This is a genomic window from Shigella sp. FJ200513 (assembly GCF_040495915.1).
Taxonomy (GTDB): Bacteria; Pseudomonadota; Gammaproteobacteria; order Enterobacterales; family Enterobacteriaceae; genus ECMA0423.
The window spans coordinates 19,837-31,348 of the sequence record NZ_JBDYCV010000045.1; the positions used below are offsets into that span (position 1 = coordinate 19,837).

The following is an 11,512-nucleotide window of genomic DNA, read 5'->3' on the forward strand; positions in this document are numbered from 1 at the left end:
CTTGCGTGGAGTTTTGCGGTCATGCGCTTGGTTCAGCTTTCTCGCCATTCAATAGCCTTCCCTTCCCCGGAAGGCGCATTACGTGAGCCTAACGGCCTGCTGGCACTTGGGGGCGATCTTAGCCCTGCGCGCCTGTTAATGGCTTACCAGCGTGGTATTTTTCCGTGGTTTTCTCCAGGCGACCCCATCCTCTGGTGGTCGCCCGATCCCCGCGCGGTGCTATGGCCAGAATCACTGCATATCAGCCGTAGTATGAAGCGATTTCATAAACGCTCGCCCTATCGTGTCACGATGAATTACGCTTTTGGTCAGGTCATTGAAGGCTGTGCCAGCGATCGCGAAGAAGGAACCTGGATCACGCGTGGCGTGGTCGAAGCCTACCATCGCCTTCACGAACTCGGTCATGCCCACTCCATTGAAGTCTGGCGTGAAGATGAGCTTGTCGGCGGTATGTACGGCGTGGCCCAGGGAACGCTATTTTGTGGCGAGTCCATGTTCAGCCGGATGGAAAATGCGTCTAAAACGGCGCTTCTGGTATTCTGTGAGGAATTTATCGGTCATGGCGGTAAGCTTATCGACTGCCAGGTCCTTAACGATCACACAGCATCGCTTGGTGCCTGCGAAATTCCCCGCCGGGATTACCTTAATTATCTCAATCAAATGCGCCTCGGACGATTGCCGAATAATTTCTGGGTACCACGGTGCTTGTTTTCACCACAAGAATGAATGTTTTCGGCACATTTCTCCCCAGAGTGTTATAATTGCGGTCGCAGAGTTGGTTACGCTCATTACCCCGCTGCCGATAAGGAATTTTTCGCGTCAGGTAACGCCCATCGTTTATCTCACCGCTCCCTTATACGTTGCGCTTTTGGTGCGGCTTAGCCGTGTGTTTTCGGAGTAATGTGCCGAACCTGTTTGTTGCGATTTAGCGCGCAAATCTTTACTTATTTACAGAACTTCGGCATTATCTTGCCGGTTCAAATTACGGTAGTGATACCCCAGAGGATTAGATGGCCAAAGAAGACAATATTGAAATGCAAGGTACCGTTCTTGAAACGTTGCCTAATACCATGTTCCGCGTAGAGTTAGAAAACGGTCACGTGGTTACTGCACACATCTCCGGTAAAATGCGCAAAAACTACATCCGCATCCTGACGGGCGACAAAGTGACTGTTGAACTGACCCCGTACGACCTGAGCAAAGGCCGCATTGTCTTCCGTAGTCGCTGATTGTTTTACCGCCTGATGGGCGAAGAGAAAGAACGAGTAAAAGGTCGGTTTAACCGGCCTTTTTATTTTGTGATATGTATGAAGTACTTTGGAAGTATAAGTCCATAACTTGTCTCGATGTAGATATACTGCACAAGTTGTTTACAGTATGAGCAAACAATAATTATCATTAAAATTCTTCTTGACCGTTTTACTCCAACTCCCTATAGTAGCGCCCCGTTGCCACCCATGAGGTTTGGTAGCAAAACAATTTGGTGAGGTGTCCGAGTGGCTGAAGGAGCACGCCTGGAAAGTGTGTATACGGCAACGTATCGGGGGTTCGAATCCCCCCCTCACCGCCATATTTAAAGAAGAGCTCGTACGAAAGTGCGAGCTTTTTTTTCGCATTTTATCTGTCTGTACGGCAGTGAACATGGTGGGCGGGTGGAGTATGTTACCTGTGAATTTCTAAGCTGCCTGTACGGCAGTGAACGCGTTCGCAAAGGTTTTACCGCACCCCGTCGATTTCTAAGCTGCCTGTACGGCAGTGAACTCAAATACTACACGTTTAGCCCGTTGTTAATAAAGCAAAACCATCCCATTCTCCTGCAGCACCCTTTTTTATCCTTACCTTCCAGCAGCACTAATTATCAACAACTTACCTTCACCTCCAAAAATAGGGTTTTCACCGTTCCACCCCATAAATAAAAAGTCCGTAACCCCTGACGAGATTACGGACTTCACCAACCTACCTGACAATCAGATTAATGCGCTGCTTCCGCCTTGTGCTTTTGTGCACTCTGGAATCCGTAAGTCAGCTCATTTTTCTCTTTATCCAGCGCAACCGTCACCTGACCGCCGTCCACCAGCGAACCAAACAGCAGTTCGTTGGCGAGCGGTTTTTTCAGGTTGTCCTGGATGACACGCGCCATCGGACGTGCGCCCATTGCCCGGTCGTAACCTTTCTCGGCCAGCCAGTTACGCGCTTCCTGGCTCACTTCCAGAGAAACACCTTTCTGATCCAGCTGAACCTGCAACTCGACGATGAATTTATCCACCACCTGATGGATCACGTCAGTTGACAGATGATCGAACCAGATAATGTTGTCGAGACGGTTACGGAATTCCGGTGTAAAGATCTTCTTGATCTCTTCCATCGCATCGGTGCTGTTATCCTGGTGGATAAGACCAATGGATTTGCGCTCAGTTTCCCGTACCCCGGCGTTAGTGGTCATCACCAGCACCACGTTACGGAAGTCCGCTTTGCGTCCGTTGTTATCGGTCAGCGTACCGTTGTCCATCACCTGCAACAGAATATTGAACACGTCCGGATGCGCTTTCTCGATTTCGTCCAGCAGCAGCACCGCATGTGGATGCTTGATTACCGCATCGGTCAGCAAACCGCCCTGATCAAAACCAACGTATCCCGGAGGCGCACCAATCAGACGGCTGACGGTATGGCGTTCCATATACTCGGACATATCAAAGCGCAGAAGCTCAATGCCCAACGCTTTCGAAAGCTGTACCGTCACCTCTGTTTTCCCGACCCCGGTAGGACCGGCAAACAGGAACGAACCGACCGGTTTATGTTCGTGACCTAAACCTGCACGCGCCATCTTAATGGCTTCAGTCAGCGCCTCAATGGCTTTATCCTGGCCGAAGACCAGCATTTTCAGGCGATCGCTGAGTTTTTTCAGGGTATCGCGGTCACTCTGAGAAACACTCTTCTCTGGAATGCGTGCAATACGGGCCACCACGGACTCAATATCCGCCACATTAACGGTTTTCTTGCGTTTGCTTACCGGCATCAGACGTGCGCGAGCGCCTGCTTCGTCGATAACATCAATGGCTTTATCCGGCAGATGACGATCGTTAATGTATTTCACCGCCAGCTCTACCGCCGCACGCACCGCTTTTGCGGTATAACGCACGTCGTGGTGCGCTTCATACTTCGGTTTCAGGCCATTGATGATTTGAACAGTTTCTTCGATCGACGGTTCAGTAATATCAATTTTCTGGAAGCGACGCGCCAGAGCACGGTCTTTCTCGAAAATGTTGCTGAACTCCTGATAGGTTGTCGAACCAATTACGCGAATTTTACCGCTGGAGAGCAACGGTTTGATTAGGTTAGCCGCATCGACCTGACCACCAGACGCTGCACCCGCACCGATAATGGTGTGGATCTCATCAATAAACAGGATGCTGTTAGTGTCCTGCTCCAGCTGCTTGAGCAACGCTTTAAAACGTTTTTCAAAGTCGCCGCGATATTTTGTGCCCGCTAACAGAGAACCGATATCGAGAGAGTAAATCGTACAGTCAGCCATCACTTCCGGCACATCACCCTGAACAATTCGCCAGGCAAGACCTTCTGCAATCGCGGTTTTACCGACACCAGATTCCCCCACCAGCAGCGGGTTGTTTTTACGGCGACGGCAGAGAACCTGAATAGCACGCTCCAGCTCTTTCTCACGACCAATTAGTGGGTCGATTCCGCCCACACGCGCAAGCTGGTTCAGGTTCGTCGTGAAATTCTCCATACGTTCCTCCCCACCAGCTTGTTCTTCGCTGTTTGGCTGGCTGCCAGGATCAGAAGACTGTGTCGGCTCGTCTTTACGCGTGCCATGAGAGATAAAGTTCACCACATCGAGACGGCTGACTTCATGTTTACGCAACAGATATGCCGCCTGCGACTCCTGTTCGCTGAAGATAGCGACCAGAACGTTTGCACCGGTAACCTCATTGCGACCGGAGGACTGGACATGGAAGACCGCACGTTGCAGTACACGCTGAAAACTCAGCGTCGGCTGTGTGTCGCGCTCCTCTTCACTGGCAGGCAGAACGGGTGTGGTTTGTTCAATAAAGGCTTCCAGTTCCTGACGGAGCGCAACCAAATCCACAGAACACGCTTCCAGCGCCTCCCGGGCAGATGGGTTACTGAGCAGCGCCAGTAACAAGTGCTCGACGGTCATAAACTCATGACGGTGCTCGCGCGCTCTGGCGAAAGCCATATTTAAACTGAGTTCCAGTTCTTGATTGAGCATAGGCACCTCCCCCAATTTTTATGCCTGCATTCAGGCTTTTTCTAGCGTACACAGCAATGGATGCTCATTCTCCCTCGCGTACTTGTTCACCATCGCCACTTTGGTTTCTGCAACCTCGGCGGTAAAGACTCCGCAAATGGCCTTCCCCTGGTAGTGAACAGCGAGCATCAATTGCGTTGCACGTTCTACATCATAAGAAAAGAATTTTTGTAACACGTCAATAACAAACTCCATCGGAGTGTAATCATCATTGACTAATATCACTTTATACATAGATGGCGGTTTTAGCGCGTCGCGAACTTTTTCTTCCGCCAGTTGATCAAAGTCCAGCCAGTCGTTCGTTTTACCCATTGTCAGTTATCATCTTCGGTTACGGTTATCGGCAGAACGCCCTGCCGCTGACAAGAGCTTATTTGCCTGACCAATCTACTCCACATGATAGATAACTATCATCTATCGTTGGCATCAGCGACATCTGTCACATTCCTGTCAATAGCGTTAACTGCTTCAAATTTTTGATTCATACCTGCCCCCTGGCCCCTGTCAAATGCTTGACGGCTCGCCCTAATTCTCTAAATTGTATTTCTAGAGTTGGCGAGGTTTTGAACAGCCCCCTCTCTGACCCCGGTTTATTCCATCTTACTTGTATAAGATTTGCGAAGGATGTCGAAGCATGGAAAAGGGTACTGTTAAGTGGTTCAACAATGCCAAAGGGTTTGGTTTCATCTGCCCTGAAGGCGGCGGCGAAGATATTTTCGCTCATTATTCCACCATTCAGATGGATGGTTACAGAACGCTAAAAGCTGGACAATCCGTTCAGTTTGATGTCCACCAGGGGCCAAAAGGCAATCACGCCAGTGTTATTGTGCCCGTCGAAGTAGAAGCGGCAGTCGCATAGCTCTTCTGTCTCATTGTGTACATCCTAAAGGCAAAATGCCAGCCCGATCGGCTGGCATTTTTATCTCAAAAATTACTCCCGTGCCAGAGCATCTACTGGATCCAGTCGTGCCGCATTTCGTGCGGGTAACCAGCCAAATAAAATCCCGGTGGCCGTCGAGCAGAGAAACGCCAGCAGCAGCGCCAACGGTGAAAAACCAATCTCCCAGCCGGGTAAGAAAAGCTGCAAGGTGAAAGCAATTAACAGTGACAGTGTTATTCCCAACGCGCCACCGACCAGGCAAACCAGTACGGCTTCGATCAGGAACTGTTGCAAAACATCGCTTGCTCGCGCACCTACAGCCATGCGAATGCCAATTTCCCGCGTCCGCTCGGTCACTGACACCAGCATAATATTCATTACACCAATACCGCCCACCACCAGCGAAATCACCGCCACCAGCGTCAGAAACAGTTGTAAAGTACGTGTGGTCTTTTCAACAGTTTTCAAGACGCCGTCCATGTTCCAGGTAAAGAAATCCTTCTTACCGTGGCGCAGTGAAAGTAAACGCGTGAGTTGCTGTTCCGCCTCGGCGCTGTCAAATCCTTCTTTCACCCTGACAGTAATGGAGTTAAGCCACGACTGGCCCATAACTCGCCCGGACATCGTGCTGTAAGGTAGCCAGACACGCAGCACTTTACTGCTACCAAACATCGACTGTTTTTCTTCCGCCACACCAATGACTCTGGCGGGCATATTGCCGACCAGAATCACCTCGCCAACCACATCTGCTTTATGGGGGAAAAGCTGGCGGCGAGTATTACTGTCGAGAACCACGACCTGCGCACGACCGTTCAGCTGCTCCTGATTAAAGGTGTTTCCTTCACTGAAGGTCATGCCATAGACATTAAAATAATCGCCGCTCACGCCATTGGCACTGGCAGCAACATCAACATTGTTATAACGCAGGCGCAGGTTTTGCGAGACGGCAGGTGTGGCTGAGGCGACCCACGGTTGTTTTTGGATGGCGATTAAGTCGTCGTACTTCAGCGCCTGCTGATATTGCGGATCGTCATCGCCAAAATCTTTCCCGGGATAGACATCAATAGTATTCGTACCAATAGAACGAATATCCGCCAGCACCATTTGTTTGGCGGCGTCACCCACCACGACAATGGAAACCACCGACGCAATACCGATAATAATCCCCAGCATGGTCAGTAAAGTACGCATTTTATTCGCTGCCAGCGCCCGCCATGCCATCGTCAGCGCCTCGTTAAAACCGCTGACAAACTGCCGCCAGCCAGACACTGTATTGACAACAGGCTCCGTCCCGCCAGCAACATTCACTTTTTCAATGGCGGGAGGATTGCGCACAATTTCGCCGTCGCGAATTTCGATCACCCGCTCGGCCTGAGCAGCGACCTGCGGATCGTGGGTGACGATAATCACCGTATGCCCGCGATCGCGCAGCTGATGCAGGATCGCCATCACCTCTTCGCCAGAATGGCTGTCCAGTGCGCCGGTCGGTTCATCGGCAAGAATTACCTGACCGCCGTTCATCAATGCCCGCGCGATGCTGACGCGCTGTTGCTGACCACCCGAAAGCTGTGCCGGATAATACTCTGTACGGTCTTCCAGCCCCAGCCGTTGCAGCAACTCCTGGGCACGAAGCAGTCGCTGTTTCCGCTCAAGACCGGCATAGACGGCGGGTACTTCAACGTTCTGCTCGACGGTTAAATGCGGAAGCAAATGGTAACGCTGGAAAATAAAGCCGAAATGCTCGCGGCGCAGTTGCGCCAGCGCATCGGCGTCCAGCGTGGCAATATCCTGACCGGCTACGCGATAGGTGCCGCTGGTGGCCTTATCCAGGCAGCCGAGAATATTCATCAGGGTCGATTTACCGGAACCCGAAGCGCCAACAATCGCGACCATCTCACCCGCATAAATATTGAGGCTGATGCCCTTCAGCACCTCAACCTGCTCATCACCGGCAGGATAGCTGCGACGAATATCCTTTAATTCGAGCAAAGGCGTCATTGTGCAGCTCCTGGTTTGGCCTCACCAATCACCACTTCATCGCCCGCTTCCAGCCCTTTGACAATCTCAACATCGGTATCGTTACGTGCGCCAATCGTCACTTCACGCTCGCGTGTTTCACCATTACGCAACAATTTGACTTTATAACGATTATCGCCAACCGGATCGCCTAACGCCGACAGAGGGATCGTCAACACATTTTTCACATCGGTGAGCTGAATATGCACTTGCGCGGTCATATCCAGCCGCAGCAAACCATTGGGGTTGGGTACTTCAAAACGGGCGTAATAGAAAATAGCGTCGTTTACCTTTTCCGGCGTCGGTAGCACATCCTTGATTTGCCCCTCGTAGCGCGTCAGTGGATCGCCAAGCACCGTAAACCAGGCTTTTTGCCCCGGCTTCAGGTGGATTACATCCGCTTCAGAAACCTGCGCTTTTACCAGCATAGTGCTCATATCTGCCAGCGTCAGAATGTTCGGTGCTTGCTGTGCGGCAATCACCGTCTGGCCTTGCAGAGTGGTGATTTGCGTCACTTCCCCAGCCATCGGGGCAACGATACGGGTGTAATCGAGATTGGTTTTAGCCGTATCGAGAGAGGCCTGATTGCGCTTGATTTGCGCGTCAATGGTGCCAATTTGCGCCTGTTTCACAGCCATCTCCGTCGCGGCGGTATCGAGATCCTGCAGTGAAACCGCTTGCGTTTGTGCCAGACGTTGCTGACGGGAATACGTCACCCGCGCCAGTTTCAGCTCCGCTTCCGCCTGCTGCCGCTGCGCGCGTAGCTCCATCAGCGTTGCTTCGACCTCCTTGATCTGGTTTTCAGCCTGTTCAGGATCAATGACCCCTAAAAGCTGGTCTTTTTTTACTTTATCGCCAATCGCCACCGACAGCGTTTTCAACTGACCGCTGACCTGCGCGCCCACGTCAACCTTACGCAGCGCGTCCAGCTTTCCGGTCGCCAGCACGCTTTGCTGTAAATCACCGGGGCGCACAATCAGTGTCTGATAAGTCGGCACGGGTGCGTTAAGAATTCTCCATAACGTAATCAGTCCGGCGATGACTATCACCAGCGCAATAACGTAACGCTTCTTCACGGTTTTCCGCTTTTTCATAAATATTCTGAATACTCCATATGCCAATCCGGGTCATTAACTTCAACGAAATATCAACAAAACCCTAAAATTTACGTTAGTAATCACACTATTGATGTTTGGTTAAGATACGCAATGGTGAAATCGACGTCATGTATAACCATTGATTTCATGAATATGTCGCAGCTAACTGAACGGACCTTTACGCCATCTGAATCTCTCAGCAGCCTGTCACTTTTTCTTAGTCTGACACGTGGACAGTGTCGGCCGGGTAAATTCTGGCATCGCTGTAGTTTTCGCCAGAAATTTTTGCTGCGCTCGTTGATTATGCCGCGTTTAAGCGTTGAGTGGATGAACGAACTTTCCCACTGGCCTAATCTCAATGTGTTGTTAACGCGCCAGCCGCGACTGCCTGTGCGTCTGCATCGCCCTTACCTTGCCGCGAATCTTAGCCGTAAGCAATTGCTGGAGGCGTTACGTTACCATTATGCGTTACTCCGCGGGTGTATGTCGGCGGAAGAATTCAGCTTATATTTGAATACCCCCGGGCTGCAACTGGCTAAACTGGAAGGCAAAAACGGTGAGCAGTTCACGCTTGAGCTGACCATGATGATCTCAATGGATAAAGAAGGTGACAGCACAATCCTGTTCCGCAACAGCGAAGGTATTCCTCTGGCAGAGATCACGTTTACCCTGTGTGAATATCAGGGGAAAAGAACGATGTTTATTGGCGGACTGCAAGGCGCAAAATGGGAAATTCCACATCAGGAAATCCAGAATGCGACGAAAGCCTGCCACGGGCTATTTCCCAAACGCCTCGTGATGGAAGCGGCCTGTCTGTTTGCCCAACGTTTGCAGGTAGAGCAGATTATTGCCGTCAGCAATGAAACGCATATTTACCGCAGCCTGCGTTATCGCGATAAAGAAGGCAAGATCCATGCTGATTACAACGCGTTCTGGGAGTCGGTTGGCGGCGTATGTGATGCTGAACGCCATTACCGCCTTCCAGCACAGATAGCACGAAAAGAGATTGCCGAAATCGCCAGTAAAAAACGGGCTGAATACCGTCGGCGCTATGAGATGCTCGACGCTATTCAGCCACAAATGGCCACGATGTTTCGCGGTTAATCCGCGCGACCGCGCGCCAGCCACAGCACGCGTGAGAACATTTTTTTCAGCAGCGTTGGTACGGAGTCCACACCACGACGTCCTGCCTCCATTGCCACTTCAATGGCAAGATCGGGTTTGGAAGAGCGATGGATCGCTTTCGAGATAATTTTGCGTAGATTCATCGGTACATTTTCCGGGATTTGCGCCACGCGGTGGAACACATCGGAAAATCCCTGGCGATACATAAAATGTTCCATATCCAGCGCCGGTAACGCCGTTAAATGTTCTCGTTCGGCTTCCCGATCGTTATTCAACAGGCTGCGTACCGTAGCGGCATATTTCTTCCCTGCTTCATCGCCATCGACCAGTACATGCCATTCAATCCCCATTCGGCGGGCAAATTTAACCAGTGGCTTTAGCCCGGACTGGGCAAACTCAATGACCTTGATCCCTTCGGCATCAAAATGATGTCCGCACTGACGCGCCAGTTCATTGATAACCCAGGTTTCCGTTTCCCCTTCCACCAGCAACCAGCAGCGAGCAAACAGCGATGACGGACGATTAAAACGAATGTGAAAAGAGATGCGGCGGCTGTCTTCGGTGCTCAAGCCACTTGGCCCCAGACGCCAGGCGGCAACACGAGAAGATTCACGCACCAGGCGGCAAACATGTTCCACTGGAGTTAACGAAAGCAGCTCGCCAGAGTTGGTGGTAGCAATACGCTGTAAAGGCAAAAGATTCAACAGATGCCAGGCAACGGAAAGCATAATCGGATGCAGGCGGGTTTCTGGATCTTCAATTAGCAATAACGGACGCGCGTCTTTATCCAGTCGCAATGTGCCTTTTGCCTGCAATAAAGTAGCAAACAGGCCGAGCAAAATAACCCGATACGAGCGCCCTCCAGGTCGGTCAATCATCCGGTTGATGATGTCCAGATAGCGCCAGCTTCGTTGCTCATTGCTGGCCCGCCGCCGCATTAAACGATATCGCGCCTGTCCAGCCCCCTGCTCAGAGAAATAATGCTCAAGCAACTGCACCATTGCGGAAAGTCCCTGACGAATCTGTCCATCAGAGAGATTTTGCGGATGTGAGGACAACTCACGGGCGAGGAAATCGAGCTGGCGCGCGGTGACTTCCACATTGGGGACATTTGGCACCGTGCCGTTACGAATACGGCGCATAAAACGGGCATCACGCAAGCGCAGCACCGGCATTAAACGCACCAGATGGCGTGCCTGATCGTTAATATCCTCAACATCAATCGGATGTCCGTCTTTATCGAGAAAACTGCGCAGTGTCATCACGCTGCCGTCTTCCGCACTCTCCCCTTCCAGACGATAAAAAATACGGTGATAGCCATCGGTGCATGGCGTCCAGCACGCTTCCAGCGGCCGATAACGGCGAACCCGATGTCGGCCTGGCAGCGATTCGCGGAAGGTCAAAATAATATGCAGATGATGTTCTCGCCCGTTGATATCTCCCGGCGGGAACCAGAAATCGTCGCGCTCAAAATGGTAGAGATCTGATTCTGGCGATAGCAGCAGGGTTAAGGCGTCCAGCAAGCTGGATTTACCCCACGCGTTCTCCCCAATCAGGACGTTGTTTTGTTCGAGCATCAACGACAAACGGTTGATACCGCGAAAACCCACAATTTCAACGCGCTCAAGAATCATATCCCCTCCAGAAATATGTGACTTATCCTTTACGCTCGCAGTATAACGGGAAAGGCCTTGCTAATACGTGATGACATCACATTTAAGCATGGCAATTGTCTGAAAAATGAGCGAATAATCGCGTTATACTCCCTCTTGCTGATAAGCCCGCAAAAACAACAAAATCAAATAATTAGCATGATAAATTATTTTTTATTACGCCTAAAGGATTAAATCTTTTGCTTGCACTACACTGTCAATCAGACAAATGACTATATGGGGCAACCCGCTGTTGCCCTAAATCAAATTTACTGGATTTATTTATCTGGTGAATGACTCGCCTTCGTTTTTAAAATAGCCGCGCATTATTTCCGTCGTCATTTTTTACGACGACCCTATAAAACGACCATATTTTTCGGTAATGCTGCCAACTTACTGATTTAGTGTATGATGGTGATTTTAAGGTGCTTGCGTGGCTTCCATTTCCATCAGA

10 protein-coding genes and 1 tRNA gene are annotated in these 11,512 nt (G+C 50.8%); 5 read left to right on the forward strand and 6 right to left on the reverse strand.

All coding sequences use genetic code 11. From position 1 onward, the window contains the following. Positions 1-21 precede the first annotated feature (21 nt). The 3 genes from aat (at position 22) to ABZJ92_RS11655 (ending at position 1,570) form a co-directional block, all read left to right on the forward strand. The gene (gene aat, locus ABZJ92_RS11645) at positions 22-726 is read left to right on the forward strand and encodes a leucyl/phenylalanyl-tRNA--protein transferase (RefSeq protein WP_001241678.1); all 705 of its coding nucleotides are present in this window, start codon (positions 22-24) and stop codon (positions 724-726) included. A gap of 284 nt (positions 727-1,010) precedes the next feature. Next, positions 1,011-1,229, forward strand: coding sequence for a translation initiation factor IF-1 (gene infA / locus ABZJ92_RS11650; RefSeq protein WP_001040187.1), 219 nt, complete (start codon positions 1,011-1,013; stop codon positions 1,227-1,229). Between the two features lie 253 nt (positions 1,230-1,482). Continuing rightward, positions 1,483-1,570 (forward strand) — tRNA-Ser (locus tag ABZJ92_RS11655). A 402-nt stretch (positions 1,571-1,972) separates the two neighbouring features. Here ABZJ92_RS11655 and clpA read toward each other — a convergent pair. The 3 genes from clpA to yljB all read right to left on the reverse strand — a co-directional run bounded on the left by clpA (position 1,973) and on the right by yljB (position 4,773). Then, positions 1,973-4,249 (reverse strand): ATP-dependent Clp protease ATP-binding subunit ClpA, encoded by a 2,277-nt coding sequence (clpA, locus tag ABZJ92_RS11660; protein ID WP_000934033.1) that lies wholly within the window; start codon positions 4,247-4,249, stop codon positions 1,973-1,975. A 30-nt stretch (positions 4,250-4,279) separates the two neighbouring features. Next, the gene (clpS, locus tag ABZJ92_RS11665) at positions 4,280-4,600 is read right to left on the reverse strand and encodes an ATP-dependent Clp protease adapter ClpS (protein WP_000520781.1); all 321 of its coding nucleotides are present in this window, start codon (positions 4,598-4,600) and stop codon (positions 4,280-4,282) included. A gap of 98 nt (positions 4,601-4,698) precedes the next feature. Continuing rightward, positions 4,699-4,773, reverse strand: a complete 75-nt coding sequence (yljB, locus tag ABZJ92_RS11670; protein WP_001406719.1) for a protein YljB — start codon at positions 4,771-4,773, stop codon at positions 4,699-4,701. Between the two features lie 149 nt (positions 4,774-4,922). Between yljB and cspD the strand changes: the two genes are divergently transcribed. Beyond that, positions 4,923-5,147 (forward strand): cold shock-like protein CspD, encoded by a 225-nt coding sequence (cspD, locus tag ABZJ92_RS11675; protein ID WP_000410785.1) that lies wholly within the window; start codon positions 4,923-4,925, stop codon positions 5,145-5,147. A 72-nt stretch (positions 5,148-5,219) separates the two neighbouring features. Here the strand turns inward: cspD and macB are convergent, their stop codons facing one another. Both macB and macA read right to left on the reverse strand, forming a co-directional pair. Further along, positions 5,220-7,166 carry a macrolide ABC transporter ATP-binding protein/permease MacB gene (gene macB, locus ABZJ92_RS11680; RefSeq protein ID WP_000188161.1) on the reverse strand — a complete coding sequence of 649 codons (1,947 nt, stop codon included), beginning with the start codon at positions 7,164-7,166 and terminating at the stop codon, positions 5,220-5,222. Beyond that, positions 7,163-8,278 carry a macrolide transporter subunit MacA gene (macA, locus tag ABZJ92_RS11685; protein WP_000746446.1) on the reverse strand — a complete coding sequence of 372 codons (1,116 nt, stop codon included), beginning with the start codon at positions 8,276-8,278 and terminating at the stop codon, positions 7,163-7,165. Before macA ends, macB begins: the two co-directional genes overlap by 4 nt. Positions 8,279-8,428: 150 nt before the next feature. On the opposite strand from macA, the gene ABZJ92_RS11690 reads away from it, so the two are divergent. Continuing rightward, the gene (locus ABZJ92_RS11690) at positions 8,429-9,385 is read left to right on the forward strand and encodes a VirK/YbjX family protein (RefSeq protein ID WP_353765437.1); all 957 of its coding nucleotides are present in this window, start codon (positions 8,429-8,431) and stop codon (positions 9,383-9,385) included. Here the strand turns inward: ABZJ92_RS11690 and ABZJ92_RS11695 are convergent. Continuing rightward, a complete protein-coding gene (locus ABZJ92_RS11695) occupies positions 9,382-11,040 on the reverse strand; it encodes an ATP-dependent endonuclease (RefSeq protein ID WP_000599806.1) in 1,659 nt (552 codons plus the stop codon). The genes ABZJ92_RS11690 and ABZJ92_RS11695 overlap by 4 nt on opposite strands. Positions 11,041-11,512: the final 472 nt, after the last annotated feature.